Raw genomic sequence first — 17,918 nt, forward strand, 5'->3', positions numbered from 1 at the left:
CTGTCAGCGGCCATGAAAAGCTGCCCATAGGTGGCCAGGGAATGACCCGCTGACGGCCACAAGGACTGCCCAGTGATGGCCACCGGCTCTGCCCGGTGCTGGCCATCTGGTTTGCCCGCGCTACTCGTTGCCCGCCGCGTCGTGAGACGGCGGGGGCCCCTTCCCCGGGTTGGATATCGGTGTCGAATCGAATCCAGCGAGGAAGAGGCCCTGAATGAAGGATGCCGTAGAAACCATGAGAATACTCAGTGCCTATGACCTGACCAGGTCATTGCGGGGTGCCGCCGAGTTGACCGGTTGCTCCCACCACACCGTGGCCCGGCTGGTGCAGGCCCGCGATGCCGGCCAGGCCCCTGGAGCCGGAGCCAGTCGCCCGAGGGTCACCGACGCGTGGCTGCCCAAGATCGAGGAATGGGTCGAGGCCTCCACCGGGCGGATCCGCGCCGATGTCGTGCACGACAAGCTCACCGTGATGGGCTACACCGGCTCGGAGCGTTCCACCCGCCGGGCGGTGGCGGAGGTGAAGGCCGCCTGGCGGGCTGGGAGGCGGCGGGTGCACCGGCCCTGGATCACCGAGCCCGGGGGCTGGTTGCAGTACGACTTCGGCGATGGGCCGGTGATTGACGGGGCCAAGACGGTGCTGTTCGTGGCCTGGCTGGCCTGGTCTCGCTTTCGGATCGTCATCGCCCTGCGTGATAGGACGGCTCCGAGCGTGTTCGCTGCCCTGGACCGGTGTTTCCGGCTGATCGGGGGTGCCCCGACGTATGTGCTCACGGACAACGAGAAGACGGTGACGGTCTCCCATGTGGCCGGGGTGCCGGTGCGCAACCAGGCCACCGTGGCGTTCGCGGCGCACTACGGGGTGGAGGTGCTGACCTGCCGGCCGGCGGACCCGGCTGCCAAGGGCGGGGTGGAGAACGCGGTGAAACTGGCCAAGGCCGATCTGGTTCCGAAGGACACCAACCTGCGGACCGAGTACACCTCGTTCGCCGAGCTCGAAGAGGCATGTCAGTCGTTCATGGCCCTGGTCAACGCCCGGGAGCACCGGGTGACCCGCCGCCGCCCGGCCGACATGCTCGCCGAGGAGGCTGGCGCGCTGCACCGCATCCCCGCCACGGCGCACACCGTCTCCTACGGGGTCGGACGCAGGGTGCCGGAGAACACGCCGATGGTCTCCTTCGAGAACGCCCAGTACTCGGTGCCGGCGCACCTGCTCGGGGCCGAGGTCTTCGTCCGCCATCACGGCACCGGCCCGGACTCGCAGGTGGTCATCATGCACGCCGGTGCCGATGGTCCGGTGGAGGTCGCCCGGCATCAGCTGGCCCGGCCCGGGTCTCCGGCCATCGACGACGCGCACTTCCCCGGCCACCAGGCGGACAAGGTGCCCGGGGACTACACCCCGACGCCTCGTTCGGCGGCGGAAGCGGAGTTCCTGGGCATCGGGGCCGGGGCGAGGACCTGGCTGGTGGAGGCCGCCGCGGCCGGCACGGCGCGGATCGGCCAGAAGATGGCCGAGGCCGTCACCCTGGCCAAGCTGACCGGCACCGACCAGGTCGACAAGGCCCTCGGGGTCGCCGCCGTGCACCACCGCTTCGCCCACGGGGACCTGTCCTCCCTGCTCACCGCCGCCGGCCACCGCACCGGGACTCACGCCGCGACGGAGGAACGGTCCCTGACGCAGGGCACCGCCGGCTGGGCCGGCCTCGGCACCACCAGCACCGAGGGGGCAGCCCGATGAGCATCACGACCCCGAACACCACCGCACCGGCGCTGCCGGCCGAGCTCGAGGCGCTGATGCGGCAGCTGAAGATGCCCCACGCCCGAGGGATCGCCGCCGAGGTCCTGGCCACCGCCCGGGCCCAACGCTGGGAACCGGCCGAAGTCCTCAAGGCTCTCTTGACGGAGGAGACCGCCGGGCGGGCCCGGTCCATGCTCGCCGCCCGGCGCAAGGCCGCCGGATTCCCCACCGGCAAGACCTTCACCACCTGGGATGAACAGGCCTCCTCGATCCTGGCCCCCACCCAGCAGTCCCTGCGCACCCTGGAATGGCTCTCACGCAGGGAGAACCTCGTGGTCTGCGGGCCCTCCGGCACCGGCAAGACCTTCTTCCTCGAGGCCCTGGGCCAGCAAGCCGTCGAGGAGGGCCGACGGGTGGCCTGGTTCACCCTTGAGGACCTCGGGGCGATGATCCGAGCTCATCGGCCCGATGACACCATCACCAAGGCCGTGGCCCGGATCCTGCGCGCCGACCTGGTCATCATCGATGACATCGGGCTGCTGCCGGTCGCCGACGATGCCGCCGAGGGCCTCTACCGGATCGTGGACGCCGCCTACGAGAAACGCTCCGTGGCCATCAGCTCCAACCTGCACCCAGCCGGTTTCGACGAACTGATGCCCAAGACCCTGGCCACCGCCACCGTGGACCGGCTCCTGCACCACGCCCACGTCTGCCAGACCACCGGAGACTCCGTGCGGATGACCCAGGCGATGGCCGGGAAGGGAGTCATGCCACTGAACTGATCCCATCACGGTGGCCAGCATCACCACCCAAGCGGGCAAACCAGCTGGCCACCAGTGGGCAGTTCTGATGGCCACCAGCGGGACGAAACACTGACCGCCTATGGGCAGAACTCAACGGCCCTTGACATGCACCCTCACTCGATCCGGCGAGATCAGGTGAAGTGAGCCAGATCAGGGGATCCCCACTCCCCCATTCCGTGAGATCAGGTGATCGGCGCGAGACCAGGTGTCATGCCCCCTGCTCTCACCACCTTTTCCCTTCTCTCGTGAAGAGGCCGGGGCACCTCGGGCCGTCACCCAGCCGCAGCGCCGCCGAGGGCACACTTCCGACGGCCGCTCTCCAACTGCGCAGCTCCACAGCAACCTGCGGACGAGGCCCACGCAGCCGCCTGCCGACGAGGTCGACACTTCCGCCCGCGCACGCCGTCCCCACAACCGCCCATCTCACACGCTCGCCCACAGCCTGCCGCCCCTGACGAGCAGGCTGTTGCAGGATCCGGGCACCGTCGCCGCATGGATCCGTCGTCGGTCAAGGAGCCCGTCCACCTCACGGTCGCGCCGTCGAGCATGCTCAGGAACGCCAGGGCGTCACTCGCCGACGGGGAAGAGATCGTGCGACTCAGGCGCGGGAGCTTCGCCGTCGTGCCTGCGGGTCTTGACCGCTGGCAGCGCACGACCAGCCTGCACCTCGCACTGTGCACCGCGATCAGCCGCGACCTTCGGGCCGAGCACGCGCTGTGCCTGACGTCGGCGGCGCGCATGCACGGGCTGCGTGTGTGGAAGGTGCAGGAGAGTCCGCACCTTGTAGTCGCCGCCAAGGCGAGCACTCGGGACGACCTCGACCACCACAGGCACCTGCTGGCCCTGCCGGAGGAGGACGTCACCGTCGTCGCGGGGATACGGGTGGTGCGGCTCGAACGGGTGGCGCTGGACTGTGCGCGATTCCTGCATCCGCGGGACGGGCTCGTCGTCGTCGACCATGTGATTGCCGTGCTCGCCAAGGCCACCTTTACGGAGCGCGAGCGCACCGAGCGGGCGGCGGCTGACGTGAGAGCAGCGCTTGAGGAACGGATCGAACGTCTGCCGAGAGGTAGTCGAGGGCGGGCCCGCGCGCGGGCGGTCGTGGCGTGGTCGACGCCGTGGTCGGAGTCGGCGTGGGAGTCGCACATCAGGTGGGTGGTGCTGACGTGGGGGCGGCGCGACGTCGTGGTTCAGCAGCCGGTGCCCACGCGGCGCGGGACGTATCGCACGGACCTGTCGATCCCGCTCGAGATCCGCGCCGACGGAAGCATCCGTTGGCTGCACATCGAGTTCGACGGCCTCGTGAAGTACGGCGCCGGCGACCCTGAGGCGAATGCGCAGACGATCGTCGACGAGCGGGACAGGGAACGCGCGATCGAGGCGACGGGCGACGTCGTCGTGCGGTTCGTGTCGAAGGAGGCACGGCGCGAGGTCGACGTGATCCGGGTGCTCGAGCCGCACCTCGCCGGGACTGTGCTCCACCGTCTTCGGCCCATACGCGAGCTGATGGCGTAGGGCTCGGGCATCGCCCCGACCAGCACGGGAGAGAAGTCCCCTCCACTCCCCCTGCAGGGCTCTGGCCTGCCCCATACCTTCGTAGGTAACAGCACGGCAACGGTCATGACGGAGGGGGAACGATGACCAGCGACGACGAATGGGTGATCACGAAGGACAGCCCGACTGCGGGCGCGGTGTCGGGGGATTCCCCCCGGATGCAGTCGCCTACCGACTCCGAACCCGGCCACGGTCCGGTGCGCAGAGGTGATAGCGAAACCACTGAAGCCCTTGTGCTCGGAGTCATTCCGATACCCCCCTTCGTATACGTGCCCGTGACCGACGAGTCAGCGGAGGAGGGCTCTCGACTTCTCCTCGCCGACGACGAGAAGGGGCGGCGGGCACTCCCTGTCTTTACTTCACATGACAGGTTCGTGGCGGGGCTCGGCATCGACGCCCGATGGGCGCTGCAGTCGGCTGCTCAGGTTCAGGAGATCGTTCGAGCCGGGCACGCCACCTACGTGGCCGTAGATATCGGAATCGATGCACATTACGCGACAACGTCAACCGACGAAGGGGGTCCGAGATGAGTGGGCAGATTGAGGTCGATGAACACTCGATCAGGGTGATCACCAGTTCTCACGACACAAAGGCAGACCGGCACGGCGAGACGACGCTTCCACCGGAGGGCGATTGGGGGTGGGGTGCCACGCACGTCACGACCATCTCATCCAAAGCGACGAAGTGGACAGCTGACGTCATCTTGATGCACGCGGGCGCGTCCGCCGCTGTTCAACATGCGTGGGAGACGCTTCGCGCCAACGATGAGGCCGCCGCCGAGTACTTCGAGTCCCTTGGAGGGGTCTGATGCCAATCAATACCCACGTTCCTGGAAACGTTGCGCAAGTGACGGCGATCGGCGATTGGCTTCAAGGCGTGACGGACGACTTTCACGAGTCGGCAACGTACTCACGGTCTGGGTCGACAGTCGCTGAAATGCACTGGACCGGCGATGCCGGTCAGGCCTATGTCGCGATTGCGGCAAACATGGCCAACGCCCAGTGGGATAATTACAACCACCTGAAGGAGGCCACCGAAGCTGTCAAGGCCTACGGGGTCAAGCTCGATCTCCTCATACGGAAGTTCGCCGAGTACCGGAACGAGGCGGTGGGAGCCGGGCTCGAGGTCAACGGGTACACCATTGAGACTCCCGACCCCGTTCCGCCGTACAGGTCCGGCGCCGAAAGGGGAGGGGGTGGCTCCACAGAGGACACCCCGGACACAGAAGAAGAAGATATGGCACGCATCGGCACGTACAACGCCATCTTTCGCGCCGTCGACGGGGAGAAGCAGGAGTTCATGCGGTGGATTCAAGCCGATTTCGCCCAGGCAGCATCAGCAATCAGCGGTGCAACCGGCACAAGCGACATCGTCTTCAAGCAGCTCACCGGGGCTGCGCCGGGGTGGCAGGGCAAGGCGGCTCTGGAGAAGGCGAAGAATCTCAATTCAACGGCTGACGCGATCGAAGCATCTGCCGACCAGCCGGCCAACCGAATGCACCCGGACGACCGTGAAGCCTGGGATGACGCACGAAGGGCAGCGCAAGCCGATGTCAATCAGGCCCGAGGCACCGGACGAGTCGTCAAGGGAATCGGTCAGGCCTTGACGGGGCCGCTTCTCCCTGCGGCAGATCTGATGCTCGGTGACGCTGACTCGACAAGTTTGGTAGCGACCACGGTCGGGATGATCCCAGTGGTCGGTGGAGTTGCGAGCCTCGCCGCCGGTCCGCTCTACGACCACGCAGTGCCGGATCAAGTCCGGGCTCGGGCAGACGACGCGATCGATGATGCGGTCGATTACTTGCAGCCTGGGCGCTGGGGGGGAAAGGCTCGGCAACCCATCGACTGATCCAGCCTGTCGTTCAGGGCTGGCCTGTCACGCAGCGCATGTTGGGTCGCTCCCAAGCGAGAAGCGTCTTCCTCGGATCGATTGATCCGCTGACTCGGCACCGCACCATTCCTCGTCCATCAGCTCTGAGTGCGGCACCATGACTCCATGCGCGCCATCGTCCAGACCGAGCACGGCTCCCCCGACGTCCTCAAGCTGACCGAGGTCCCCGACCCGGTCCCGGGCGCGGGGGAGCTGCTCGTCGAGGTCGCCCACGTGGGCGTCAACTTCATCGACACCTACCGTCGGACGGGCCAGTACCCGATCGACCTCCCCCACACCCCGGGCACCGAGAGTGCGGGAACGGTCGCCGCTGTCGGTTCCGGTGTGACGGGCTGGTCGGTCGGCGACCGGGTCGCGTACGCCGCCGCACCGGGCGCCTACGCCGAGAAGGTACTCGTGCCGGCCGCTACCGCTCTCGGAGTCCCCGCCGGCCTCGACCTCGACGTCGCCGCCGCACTCCCCCTCCAGGGCATGACGGCGCACTACCTGCTCGACGGCGCATCGCACGTAGGCGACGGCTCAACCGTTCTCCTTACGGGCGCGGCAGGAGGCGTCGGCCTGCTCGTCACGCAGCTCGCGAGCGCCCGCGGAGCACGCGTCATCGCCCTCGTCGGGAACCCGGGGAAGGAGGAGCTTGCCCGCACCGCGGGAGCGCAGGACGTCATCCGCTACCGCGAGCTCGACGACCTCACGACCGACCTCCCGCGCGCCGTCCGAGAGTTGACCGGCGGCACGGGTGTCGACGTCGCGCTCGACGGCGTCGGGAAGGACACCTTCGACGCCTCCCTCGCCTCGCTGCGCACCCGCGGAACACTCGTCCTCTTCGGCGCCGCGTCCGGCCCGGTCCCGCCGTTCGACCTCCAGCGGCTCAACTCTGCCGGCTCCGTGTTCGTCACCCGCCCGACGCTCGTGCACTACACCGCCGAGCGCGAGGAGCTCGAGTGGCGCTGGCTCGCCGTCGCGTCGCCCGCGGCCGAGGGCACGCTCGACGTCCGGATCGGCCACCGCTTCCCCCTCGCGGACGCAGCCGACGCCCACCACGCGATCGAGTCCGGCACGACGACGGGGAAGATCCTGCTCGACGTGTGACGCGAGCCGGAACGATCGCCGACACCCCTATGTATCCGTTGCGCGAGGCGGATCAACGGTTGATTCACCCTGCTCATCCGCGCCATCCCGGATGCCCGGATGCCCGGACGCCCGGACGCGACATTCGCTTCGCTCCCACGCGCGTCGGTCGCTGGCGCGGAAGGATGCGCGGCAATGTCCGGAGACGGGCACCACTCCCCCGCCGGCCCCCTCCCGCCGCGAGCTGGCGGCCACTACCCTCCGTCGACATCGCAGCAACCGGACAGAGACGTCGACGAGGACGGGGACCGATCATGCGCCACGAGTACGACGGGCATCCCGTCGAGCCAGCATCCACGGACACGGCGTCGACACCCGGCCGTCGAGGCCTGCCCGTGATGGGCGCTGCCACTCTCCCACCCGTCGTCTACGTCCCGGTGGTCGAGCGCGAGGAAGGGCTTCGGGTGCTGCTGCTCGAGGACGACGAGGGACGCATCGGTGTCCCCGCCTACACCGCCCTCGACCGGTTCATCCTCGCTCTCGGCGAGGAGGAGGGGTGGGCCGTCCGGTGGCGTGAGGACATCGCGTGGCTCATCGACGAGGGACACGCGGACCACGTCGTCGTCGACCCGGGCGTGCCTCGGAGTGCCGCCACGCGCGGTGAGGGCCGAGAAGGAGGCCCACGTGAGTGACGATCTCGAGGTAGACGAGGCCGCGATCAAGAACTACGAGCGCTGGCACGCCACAACCGTGGATCGGCACAACGAGGTCCCCCTGCCGCCGGAGGGCGACTGGGGCTGGGTGATGGGAGAGCTGACGACGATCGCGGCTCGCGGAGCATCGTTGAACGCGGCTGCCATCACCGCCAACGGCGGCCTCGCCCACGCGCTCGACCAGGCCTGGGAACGATTTCGGCACGAGGACGACGAGGCCGCAGCGCTGTTCAACCAGCTCGGGGAGCCGTGATGGGTATCGACACCAGGGTGAAGGGCACCCCGGCAGACGTATACGCGCTCGCCGACTGGCTGAAGGCCCTCGATGACGTCTTCTTCGAGACTGCCCGCACGGGATGGGCGGTCATCGGTGGCGGCACCGAGAGCACTGCCCCCACAAGGTTCAGAGGAGACGCCGGGCAGGCGTACTTCGTCGTGGCGGAGCGCCTCGGCGAGTCGCAGCAGGTCGTACAATCGATGCTCTCCGCCTGCGAGTCCAAGGTCCGCACCTACGGCATCAAGCTGACCATGCTGGAGGAGAAGTTCGAGGCCTGCCGTCGTGATGCGCGCGAGGGCGGCCTCGTCGTCAACGGAGCCACCATCGAGGCTCCACCCGCCGCCCGCGAGGTGCCCGGGGTCTCCGTGTCCGGCGAACGCGGCCTCGCCGAGTACCGGAACGATATGGCGCACCGCCGGGCCGAGCTCGAGAAGATCGCGCTCTACAACCGTCTCCGGGAACACGTCCACCGCGAGACCGCCGAGCTGGTCCGATGGACGGTCGACGAGCTGGCGCCCACGGTCCAGTCGGCGCGCGAACGGCAGGCGATCGAGGACCTGGGCGCCACTGTCATCGGACTCGGTGTCGAAGAGGCCACCGGCGCGATGGCGAATCGATGGGAACGGGTGGCTCGGGAGTTCGAGGCGGCCGCGGAGCAGCCCGAACCGCGGCGGATGCACGACCCCGATCTCGAGCGCTGGCGTGCTCTCCAGGAGGAGTACCGGAGCGGCAATCGCATCGCCGTCCCCGGCGCGCGTGTCCTTCGCACCCTGTCACGGGTCATCGGCCCGGTCATGGTCGCGGCCGACGTCATTCACGGCGACGAGGACTCCACCGCGCTCGCCGACATCTTTCCGGGCGGCGGGTGGCTCTACGAGCAGGTCGTGCCCGAGCACGCACGCGCGGTGGCGGACGACCGCATCGACACCGTCTTCGATCATCTCGACCAGCTGACCAACAAGGGACGCTGGGCCACCGACGCGCCATTACCCTGAGGCGGTGGACGAGCAGCGGACGTACCGGCGCACCTCCGAGACCGCTCCCCGTCCGCCCGAGTGGGACCGCCCGGTCACCCGCTTCTGGCTGGAGGCACTGCTGGGGGTTCTCGCCGTCGGGCTCGCGTACGCCGCTGTGACGATGCCGGGCAGCGGCTCGCTGCTCGGCACGATCGGAGTCTTCCTCCTCCCCCTCTCCGCCCTCCTCGGCCTCGCGGCGCTCGTCGGACCACGCGCCCGACGCCGACCGGGCACCCTGGTCGCGGCACGCTCGCCCGGGGGGTTCCTCCGGCTGGAGGCGGACCCGTCCGTCGCTCGCCTCGCGTTCGCGGCCTTCCTCGCGGCGGGGCTCACGGGGCCGTTCCTCGCCGTCGACGTCCTTCTTCAGGGCGCGAACCCGGTGCTGCCCCCGCCGTGGCTGACGATGCCGATGTTCGTCGCCACGCTCGTCGGCCTGCCGATGGCGTGGGAGCTCGGCCGCGGCCGCCTGCGCGCCGCCGAGATGACGCTGATGCCGGAGACGTTCGCCGTCGACGCCGTGATGACGACGCGCACCGTCATGTGGTCGCGGATCCGCTCGATCGAGCCGGTCCCCGGCCGCGGCGCGCGCGTCACGGTCTCGAGCTCGGCCCCCATCGACCGGAAGCGCCGGGGCAGCACGGGACGCGGGCGGGCCACGACCGTCGTCGAGGACCCCCAGCTGACCGAGACGTTCTCGCTGGCCGCCTACCCCGGCGACCCCGCCGTCCTGCTGTCGATCCTGCACGCGCTCGCGGACTCCCCCGACGCCGCCACCCGCCTCCTCGCCGAGTCCGACCCGGCGGGGACCGCCGTCGACCTGTGACGAACGGCGAACCGGCTCCGCGCGTCTCCGCCCCTACGCCTCCGCGTGCTCCGCGAGCTGGGCGCTGATCTCGCCGGCGAACTCCTCGATCGCCGCCCAGTCCCGGAAGTCGCCCTCCATGCCGCCGGCCATGCGGATGACGCTGCGCTCGCGCAGGCCGAGCAGGCTCGGGTCGAGGCGGCCGCGGAACGTGCGGTAGTCGATGGGGTCGAGCGCGGTGATGAACCGGGCGGCCCGCATCGGGTCCTGCACCTCACCGTGCGGCACCCCGGCGAGCCCCACGGAGAACACCCACACCGGCAGGGCGCGCAGCACCTCGGCGCGCTCGGAGACGAACGTCCGCATCGCCTCCATCCACTGGGTCATGTAGACGGCCGACCCGACGACGACGGCGTCCACGCCGTCCAGGGATACCGCGGACGACGGCGACACCCGCCGCGACAGGTGGCCGGCCGCGCGGAGCACCTCGACGATGCGGTCGCCCACCTCGTCGGTGGCGCCGTGCTTCGAGCTGGTGACGACGAGGATCTTCATGACAGCACGATGCCTGACGCTCCCGCTCGACCACCAGGGACCATCGTCCTTCGGTGAGGTCGGGGGCGACGAAGGGCTGATGGCCGCACAGGACGTCGACCGACGTCGTCGGACGTGCCCCATCTCTCACGGGCACCCCTGACCAGGGCGAACTCCCCGCCGATCTCCCCGCCAGCCCACATGCGTACGCATACGCTGGTCGAGTCACCCACGAACGAGAAGGACCCCCGTGAGAATCCCCGTGATGGGCTCCGCCCCGCTCCCCCCGATCGTCTACGTGCCCGTGGTCGCGCAACCGGGCGAGAACGACCCCCGCTATGTCCTCCTCGAGCTCGAGGGCGGTCAGGTGGGGGTTCCCATCTATACGGCGCTGGACCGGCTCCAGTCGGTCTTCGGCCTCGAGCACGGCTGGCGCGTCACCCCGCTCCCGGTCATCGAGGACCTCATCGCCCGCGGCCACGCAACGGTCGCCGCGATCGACCACGGCGCACCGAACCCGGCGCCCGGCCCCGACCTGGAGGCGCTGCGACGCGCGCCCGAGGGTGACGGAGAGACACTCGGCGGGATGCGTCTGCGCCCCGTCGACCGCTACGACGTGCTCGGGAGGCAGACGCGATGACCGACGAGATCGAGATCGACGAGACCACGATGACGACGCTCAAGGATCGTCACGTGGGCATCGTCGACGACCACGCGGCGATCGAGGACCCGGTCGAGGGCGACTTCGGCTGGGGTGCGGAGCACGTGTCGGGCATCGTCGCCCGCACGTCCGACTGGCTGGGCAGGTCGACGTCGCACAACGGCAAGGTCGCGCTGCTGCTGCAGGACGTCTGGGACCGGTTCCAGAACGACGACGACGGCGCCGCGGCGCTGTTCGACCAGGCGATCTGACATGGCCGACGCGATCAACACCGAGGTCCCGGGCGACCCCGACCAGGTCCTCGACGTCGCCGACTGGCTCCGCAAGGCCTACCAGTCCTTGGAGCAGGCCTTCGTCGATCTCGACCTCAACGTCACCCGCGCCTACGAGAGCTTCCACGGCGATGCCGGCGCCGCCTACGCCTTGTACGCCGAGGCCCTGCGGGAGGTGATCACCGAGTCCTACAACCGCACCAACGAGGCCGAGACCGAGGTCCGCGTCTACAACACCAAGATGCGCCTCATCCAGGGGACGATGGAGACCTACCGGGGCTACGCGTCGACGATCGGGCTCGAGGTGGCGGGCTTCCTCATCCACCCGCCGCCCGCGCCACGAGCGGTCCCCGCCTGGAACCCGCTCGACCCGACGTACACGCTGGCCGAGTACGGCGTCCAGATGGGGGCCCGTGCGGCCGAGGAGTTCAAGGTCGGCGAGTACGACCGGCTGGCCGAGGCGGTCGACGGCGAGATGGTCGAGTACCTCGACTTCATCGACTACCAGCTCGCCCCGGTCCTCACCGAGATGAACGAGGCGACCGGTCTGGACGAGCTCGTCGAGGTCGAGCGGCTGGGCAACAGCAAGGCCTCAGACGCGCTCGCGGACTACGTCGACCAGCAGGTCGAGCGGCACGGACGGCACGCGGCGGACTGGGAGGACAAGGCCAAGACCGCTCGTCACCGGACGCACGACCTCGGCCTCGAGCGGTGGGACCGCGCGCGTTACGACGCCGACGAGGTCGAGGCCCAGGGGCACGACCGCGAGGCCGAGGACGCGCGGAACAAGCAGCGCGGGTGGGGCAAGGTGGGGAAGGCCGTGCCGGTCCTCGGCATCCCCCTCACGGCGATCGACCTGGCGTCCACCGAGGAGGACTCGACCGTGCTCGTCGAGTCGCTCCCGTGGGTGGGGCCGATCCTCGGGCCCGCCTACGAGGCGTGGGTACCGGAGCACTGGCAGGCCCGCGCGGACGACCTCGTCGACAACGTGACGGACCCGATCTTCCGGCTCTTCACCTGACGGGTCAGGGACTCACCAACCGCAATCTCGACGACGACGAACCGCAGTCTCGACGAAAGGGCGGAGGTGCGGGGCGTCGGCCGGGGTCGTCAGGCGCGGAGGGTCGCCCCGAAGCGCTCGCCCACCCCGGCGACGATCCGCTCGCGCACGCCCGCGATGTCCTCGGCCGTGAGTGTGCGGTCCGGCGCGCGCAGCCGCACGGCCACCGCGTAGCTCACGCGCCCCTCGCCCACCTGGTCGCCCGCGTACACGTCGAAGAGGCGGACCTCCTCGGCGAGCTCGCCGGCGGCCGCGCCCACGGCGGACACGACGTCGGCGGCCGGAACCTCCGAGTCGACGACGAACGCAAAGTCCTCCTTCGCCGACGGGAACGTCGACACCGCGCGCACCTGCACGGGCTCGGTCGGGGCGGCCGTGAGCAGGTCGAGGTCGAGCTCGAACGCGGCCGTGCGGGCGGGCAGGCCGAACGCCGCGACGACGTCCGGGTGCAGCTCGCCGGCGTGCCCGAGCACGGCGTCCTCACCGTCCGCGACGCCCACGCCCACGACGCGCGCGCTGCGGCCCGGGTGGAACGGGGCGATCGCCTCCGCCTCGACCCGCACCTCGACGCCGACGACCGCGGCGGCGGTGCGAGCGAGCTCGATCGCGTCGGCCCAGTCGGCGGAGCGCCCGGGGGTGAGCGGACCGGCGGGCACCTGGACGCCGCCGAGCACGCCGGCCACGTGGCGCGGCTGGGCAGGGACGGCGACGGCCAGGGCGGACAGCTCGGCGTCGGACGGGCGCTGCGCGGCGCTCGGGGTGATCGCCGCCACGACGCCCGCGGGCCGCGTGACGACCCCGGTCTCGAGCAGGGCGAGCGCCCCGGAGGCGCGCGAGACGTTCCGGCGGGCCGCCTCGAGCAGCGTGTCGAGGATCGACGTGCGCAGCGCACCGGAGTCGTCGGCGAGCGGGTTGCTCAGGCGGACGACGGCGCGCCGTTCGTCGTCGGGCGCGTACCCGAGGCGGTCGTGGACGTCGCCGATGAACGGGTAGGTGAGCACCTCGGTGAGGCCGGCCTCGGCGAGGGTGCGCGAGACGTCCCGACGCCGCACCTGCGCCCGGGTGAGTCCGCCGCCCTGCGGGGAGGACGGCAGGATCGACGGGATCGCGTCGTAGCCGTCGAGGCGGGCGATCTCCTCGACGAGGTGGGCGGGGCCGACGAGGTCGGGGCGCCACGACGGCGGCGTCACGTCAAGCGTGCCGGACCGCCCGGCGCCGGCCGCGCCGTCTGCACCAACCGCAGTCTCGACGGAATCGGTCATGCCGTCTGCACCAACCGCAGTCTCGGCGGATTCGGCCGGGCCGCCCGCGCCCTGAACCGCACTCTCGGCAGATGTGTCGCCGACCGTGCAGCCGATCGCGGTGAGCAGCTCGACGACGCGCTCACGTGAGTAGTCGACACCCACGAGCCGGCGGGCCTCGGCGGGGTCGAACGCGATCGCGCCGGGCAGGGCGGGCTCGCCGACGTCGCCGACCATCACCTCGTCCGCCGTGCCGCCGCCGAGCTCGACGAGCAGGTCGACGACGCGCTGCGCGGCCACCGGCGCGAGCAGCGGGTCGACGCCTCGCTCGAACCGCTTGGCGGCCTCGGACGGGAGTCGGTGGCGGCGCGCGGTGCGGGCCACGGAGATCTGGTCGAAGTGGGCGGCCTCGACGAGCACGTCGGTCGTCGACGCGGACACCTCGGTCGACTGCCCGCCCATGACGCCGGCGAGGCCGAGCACCCGGGAGCCACGGCCACCGGTCTCCCCGGCCGCGTCACCGTCACCGGCCGGCGCACTCGCACTCGGCCCACTCGCACCCGCCTCGCCCGCGCCCACCGGCGAGTCCGTGATGAGCAGGTCCTCGGGGTGGAGCGTTCGTTCGACGTCGTCGAGGGTGGTGAGACGCTCCCCCGACCGGGCGCGACGCACGACGATCGGGGCCGCCACCCGCGCGAGGTCGTAGGCGTGGATCGGCTGGCCGAGGTCGAGCATGACGTAGTTGGTGACGTCGACGGTCAGCGAGATCGGGCGCATCCCGGCCGCGCGGAGGCGGGCGGCGAGCCACGGCGGGGTGGGGCGCGCGGGGTCGATGCCGCGGACCACGCGGGTGACGAACCGGTCGGCGCCGGGCACGCCGTGGATGGGGTTCTCGTCGACGATCTCGACCCCGAAGGCACCGGGCGTGGCCGCGGGGATCGCGCCGCCGGGCAGGTTCTCGGGCAGGCCGGGGTCGGTGAAGGCCGCGCCCGTCGAGTGGTGGTACTCGCGGGCGACGCCGCGCATCGAGAAGCAGTACCCGCGGTCCGGGGTCACGTTGATCTCGAGGATCTCCTCGCCGAGGCCGAGGACGCCGGTGAGGTCGGAGCCGAGCTCGAGGGCGCCGGCCGCGTCGGCGCCGAGCAGGTCGGACAGGTCGATGATCCCGTCGTGCTCGTCGGACAGGCCGAGCTCGGCGGCGGAGCAGATCATGCCGTCGGAGGTGTGGCCGTAGGTCGTTCGCGGCGAGATCCGGAAGTCGCCCGGCAGGACGGCGCCCGGGAGCGCGACGACGACGAGCTGGCCGGCGTAGACGTTCGGCGCGCCGCAGACGATGCCGCGGGACGGGACGTCGGCGGGCTCGGCGCCGGTGCCGGGGGCGTCGTTGAGCTCGCCCACGTCCACGCGGCAGTAGCCGATCGTCTTGCCGTTGCCGTGCGTCTCCTCCTCGCGGGAGAGCACGCGCCCGACGACGAGGGGACCCGTCACCGGCGCCGGCGCGATCCCCTCCTCCTCCAGTCCGACGCGGACGAGGTCCTCGGCGAGGCGCTCGGCGGTGGTGCCGGCGGGGACGACCGTGTGCTCGGCGAGCCAGGTGATCGGGACGTACGGCATGTCAGTTGCCCCTTCCGGTGGTGCCGAACTGCTGGGTGAAGCGGACGTCGCCCTCGACGATGTCGTGCATGTCCGCGATGCCGTGGCGCAGCATGAGCGCGCGCTCGACGCCGACGCCGAACGCGAAGCCCGTGTAGCGGTCCGGGTCGATGCCGACCGCGCGGAGCACGGCGGGGTTGACCATCCCGCAGCCGCCCCACTCGATCCAGCCGGCGCCGCCCTTCTTCTGCGGGAACCACAGGTCCATCTCGGCGCTGGGCTCAGTGAACGGGAAGAAGCTCGGGCGCAGGCGCGTGCGGGCCTCGGGGCCGAACATCGCGCGGGCGAAGTGGTCGAGCGTGCCCTTGAGGTGCGCCATCGTCAGGCCCTCGTCGACGGCGAGGCCCTCGACCTGGTGGAACACCGGGGTGTGCGTGGCGTCGAGGGCGTCGGTGCGGAAGACCTTGCCGGGGCAGGCGATGTAGATCGGGGGCTCGCCGTCGAGGAGCTCGCGGGCCTGGACCGGCGAGGTGTGGGTGCGCATGACGAGGCCCTCGGCGGCGCCCTCGATCGCGGCGCCGGACGGGTCGGTGACCTCGCCGACGTAGAACGTGTCCTGCATCTGCCGCGCCGGGTGGTCGACCCCGAAGTTGAGGGCGTCGAAGTTGAACCACTCGTGCTCGAGCTCGGGGCCCTCGGCGATCCGCCAGCCGAGCGAGGAGAAGTGGTCGGAGACGTCGTCGATGAGCCCGGTCAGCGGGTGGCGGGCGCCGGTCGCGCGCGGGCGCCGGACGGTGACGTCGACGGTCTCCTCGCGCAGGACGCGCTCGGCCTCGGCGGCCTTGAGCTCGGCCTCGCGGGCGGCGAGCGCCTGCTGGATGCGGCCCTTGGCCTGGCCAAGAATCTTGCCGGCGGCCGGCTTGTCCGCCTTGTCGAGGTGGCGGATCTGCTGGTTGGCGCCCGAGATCGGCGAGGCGTCCCCGACGTGCGCGAGTCGCGCCGCCTTGAGGTCCTCGAGCGACGTGGCCGCCGCGAACGCCTCGGTCGCGGCGGTGACGGCGGCGGAGACGCCGGCCTCGTCGAGCGGGCTCAGGGGCTGCGGGTCGTCGGTGGGCACGGTGCCCGATCCTACCGAGGTCGGCGTCGCGCCCCGCCCCCGTCCGCCGAGACTGCGGTTGGTGGCCATTCCCACTCGCCGTGATCGCCACGGCAGTTCTACGGTTGAGACATGACCGATTCGACCGAGTCCGACGTCCCTGGCCTCAAGCGGCTCGAGCCCAGCCCCAACCGCCGTGGCGTGCGCGAGCACGTCGTCATCGTCGGCGGCGGCTTCGGCGGACTCGCCGCCGCCCGCGCGCTCAAGAACGCGGAGGTCGACGTCACGCTCGTCGACAAGAACCTCTACAACACGTTCCAGCCGCTGCTCTACCAGGTGGCCACGGCGACGCTGAACCCCGGCGACATCTCCTACTTCCTCCGCTCGGCGCGCGGGAAGCAGAAGAACCTGCGCGTCGTGCGCGGGGAGATCACGGGGGTCGACGCCGACGCGCACCGCGTGCAGCTCGCCGACGGTCGGCGGATGCGCTACGACCGGCTGGTCCTCGCCGTCGGCGTGACCGCGAACTTCTTCGGCACGCCCGGCGCCGACGAGCTCGCCTACCCCCTCTACACGCGCAGCCAGGCGATCCGCCTGCGTGACACCCTCTTCGCGCGCCTCGAGGCCGCCGCTCAGCACCCGGACCCGGGCGACGTGCGCGTCGTCGTCGTCGGAGGTGGCGCGACCGGCGTCGAGACGGCCGGCGCGCTCGCGGAGCTGCGCAACAAGGACTTCCCCATCGCCTACCCGGACATCGACAAGTCGCGGATGCACGTGACGCTGGTCGACATGGCGCCGAACCTGCTCATGCCGTTCTCCGAGCACAGCCAGCGGTACACCGCGGAGGCCCTGCGCGAGCGCGGCGTGGACCTGCGGCTCGGCAGCGGCGTCAAGGAGGTGCGGTCGGACGGCGTCGAGCTCGCCGACGGCACCTTCCTGCCGGCGATGGTCGTCATCTGGGCGGGCGGTGTGACGGCCTACAAGCAGGTCGGCGACTGGGGCCTGCCGCAGGGCAAGGGCGGCCGGTTCGAGACGGACGAGTACCTCAAGGTCGTCGGCGTCGAGGACATCTACGCCGTGGGCGACGCCGCCGTGAGCCCGGCCGGCCTCCCCCAGCTCGCGCAGCCCGCGATCCAGGGCGGCGAGTACGTGGGCGCCGTCATCGCCGAGGAGACCGGTGCCGCGCGCGACCACCGTCCCGCGCGCCGGGCGCTGCCCTTCCAGTACGACGACCAGGGGATCCTCGCGACGATCGGCCGCAGCTCCGCGGTCGCCGAGGTACGCGGCCTGCCCAACCTCACCGGGTTCCCCGCGTGGACGATCTGGACGGGCGTGCACCTCATCTCGCTGCTCGGCCAGCGCAACCGCGTGGCCACGATGGTCAACCTCGGCTCGCGCTACCTCACGTGGCGCGGCGGGCACAACATCATCGTCGGCGACGCGCCGCCCGAGGCCCGCTTCCCCCGCACGCACGTGTCCGGCGGGAAGCCCGAGGTCAAGGCGGCTCCCGGGAAGTAGGCCATTGCCGGAAGGTGCCGGCGGGACGTGGCGGGGCGGAAGAACCGCGCACGACGACGAACGACGCGGTGGCGTGGCCGCG

The 17,918-nt window shown here is 70.9% G+C and carries 18 protein-coding genes; 15 read left to right on the top strand and 3 right to left on the bottom strand.

The genetic code is table 11. The features are described 5' to 3' along the window. Window positions 1-214 precede the first annotated feature (214 nt). The 11 genes from istA (at window position 215) to ACZLMO_RS13795 (ending at window position 9,882) form a co-directional block, all read left to right on the top strand. On the top strand, window positions 215-1,738 hold the full coding sequence (gene istA, locus ACZLMO_RS13745) for an IS21 family transposase (RefSeq protein WP_463654081.1): 1,524 nt from the start codon (window positions 215-217) through the stop codon (window positions 1,736-1,738). Continuing rightward, entirely contained in the window at window positions 1,735-2,520 is a 786-nt protein-coding gene (istB, locus tag ACZLMO_RS13750; protein WP_463654080.1) for an IS21-like element helper ATPase IstB, read from the top strand. The genes istA and istB overlap by 4 nt, the downstream gene beginning before the upstream one ends. Before the next feature lie 513 nt (window positions 2,521-3,033). Beyond that, complete coding sequence (locus ACZLMO_RS13755; RefSeq protein WP_463654082.1) at window positions 3,034-4,056, top strand: hypothetical protein; 1,023 nt, start codon at window positions 3,034-3,036, stop codon at window positions 4,054-4,056. A 122-nt stretch (window positions 4,057-4,178) separates the two neighbouring features. Further along, window positions 4,179-4,625: an SAV_915 family protein gene (locus ACZLMO_RS13760; RefSeq protein ID WP_425713096.1), complete on the top strand. Its 447-nt coding sequence runs from the start codon at window positions 4,179-4,181 to the stop codon at window positions 4,623-4,625. After that, on the top strand, window positions 4,622-4,903 hold the full coding sequence (locus ACZLMO_RS13765) for a hypothetical protein (RefSeq protein ID WP_425713095.1): 282 nt from the start codon (window positions 4,622-4,624) through the stop codon (window positions 4,901-4,903). The genes ACZLMO_RS13760 and ACZLMO_RS13765 overlap by 4 nt, the downstream gene beginning before the upstream one ends. A 128-nt stretch (window positions 4,904-5,031) precedes the next feature. After that, window positions 5,032-5,943 carry a hypothetical protein gene (locus tag ACZLMO_RS13770; RefSeq protein WP_463654083.1) on the top strand — a complete coding sequence of 304 codons (912 nt, stop codon included), beginning with the start codon at window positions 5,032-5,034 and terminating at the stop codon, window positions 5,941-5,943. 147 nt (window positions 5,944-6,090) lie between these two features. Then, on the top strand, window positions 6,091-7,074 hold the full coding sequence (locus ACZLMO_RS13775; protein ID WP_425713093.1) for a quinone oxidoreductase family protein: 984 nt from the start codon (window positions 6,091-6,093) through the stop codon (window positions 7,072-7,074). Window positions 7,075-7,451: 377 nt separating this feature from the next. Beyond that, the gene (locus ACZLMO_RS13780) at window positions 7,452-7,745 is read left to right on the top strand and encodes an SseB family protein (protein ID WP_463654084.1); all 294 of its coding nucleotides are present in this window, start codon (window positions 7,452-7,454) and stop codon (window positions 7,743-7,745) included. Further along, entirely contained in the window at window positions 7,738-8,019 is a 282-nt protein-coding gene (locus tag ACZLMO_RS13785) for a hypothetical protein (RefSeq protein WP_425713091.1), read from the top strand. Before ACZLMO_RS13780 ends, ACZLMO_RS13785 begins: the two co-directional genes overlap by 8 nt. Further along, window positions 8,019-9,038, top strand: a complete 1,020-nt coding sequence (locus tag ACZLMO_RS13790; RefSeq protein WP_425713090.1) for a hypothetical protein — start codon at window positions 8,019-8,021, stop codon at window positions 9,036-9,038. Before ACZLMO_RS13785 ends, ACZLMO_RS13790 begins: the two co-directional genes overlap by 1 nt. Before the next feature lie 4 nt (window positions 9,039-9,042). Continuing rightward, window positions 9,043-9,882 (top strand): hypothetical protein, encoded by an 840-nt coding sequence (locus ACZLMO_RS13795; protein ID WP_425713089.1) that lies wholly within the window; start codon window positions 9,043-9,045, stop codon window positions 9,880-9,882. A 33-nt stretch (window positions 9,883-9,915) separates the two neighbouring features. Here ACZLMO_RS13795 and ACZLMO_RS13800 read toward each other — a convergent pair whose 3' ends face one another. After that, window positions 9,916-10,416, bottom strand: coding sequence for a flavodoxin domain-containing protein (locus ACZLMO_RS13800; RefSeq protein WP_425713088.1), 501 nt, complete (start codon window positions 10,414-10,416; stop codon window positions 9,916-9,918). Between the two features lie 229 nt (window positions 10,417-10,645). Here ACZLMO_RS13800 and ACZLMO_RS13805 point away from each other — a divergent pair, with 229 nt between their 5' ends. The 3 genes from ACZLMO_RS13805 to ACZLMO_RS13815 are packed head-to-tail and all read left to right on the top strand — an operon-like array spanning window position 10,646 to window position 12,349. Then, window positions 10,646-11,035 carry a hypothetical protein gene (locus tag ACZLMO_RS13805; RefSeq protein ID WP_425713087.1) on the top strand — a complete coding sequence of 130 codons (390 nt, stop codon included), beginning with the start codon at window positions 10,646-10,648 and terminating at the stop codon, window positions 11,033-11,035. Continuing rightward, window positions 11,032-11,307: a hypothetical protein gene (locus ACZLMO_RS13810; RefSeq protein WP_425713086.1), complete on the top strand. Its 276-nt coding sequence runs from the start codon at window positions 11,032-11,034 to the stop codon at window positions 11,305-11,307. Before ACZLMO_RS13805 ends, ACZLMO_RS13810 begins: the two co-directional genes overlap by 4 nt. A 1-nt stretch (window position 11,308) precedes the next feature. Continuing rightward, window positions 11,309-12,349, top strand: a complete 1,041-nt coding sequence (locus ACZLMO_RS13815) for a hypothetical protein (RefSeq protein WP_425713085.1) — start codon at window positions 11,309-11,311, stop codon at window positions 12,347-12,349. Between the two features lie 89 nt (window positions 12,350-12,438). Here the strand turns inward: ACZLMO_RS13815 and ACZLMO_RS13820 are convergent, their stop codons facing one another. Then, window positions 12,439-15,243, bottom strand: a complete 2,805-nt coding sequence (locus ACZLMO_RS13820) for a phenylalanine--tRNA ligase subunit beta (protein ID WP_425713084.1) — start codon at window positions 15,241-15,243, stop codon at window positions 12,439-12,441. A 1-nt stretch (window position 15,244) separates the two neighbouring features. Further along, the gene (pheS, locus tag ACZLMO_RS13825; RefSeq protein WP_425713083.1) at window positions 15,245-16,339 is read right to left on the bottom strand and encodes a phenylalanine--tRNA ligase subunit alpha; all 1,095 of its coding nucleotides are present in this window, start codon (window positions 16,337-16,339) and stop codon (window positions 15,245-15,247) included. A 111-nt stretch (window positions 16,340-16,450) separates the two neighbouring features. Between pheS and ACZLMO_RS13830 the strand changes: the two genes are divergently transcribed. Beyond that, window positions 16,451-17,836 carry an NAD(P)/FAD-dependent oxidoreductase gene (locus tag ACZLMO_RS13830; protein WP_425713082.1) on the top strand — a complete coding sequence of 462 codons (1,386 nt, stop codon included), beginning with the start codon at window positions 16,451-16,453 and terminating at the stop codon, window positions 17,834-17,836. The last annotated feature ends 82 nt before the right edge of the window (window positions 17,837-17,918 follow it).

The organism is Georgenia sp. G2120 (assembly GCF_055326485.1).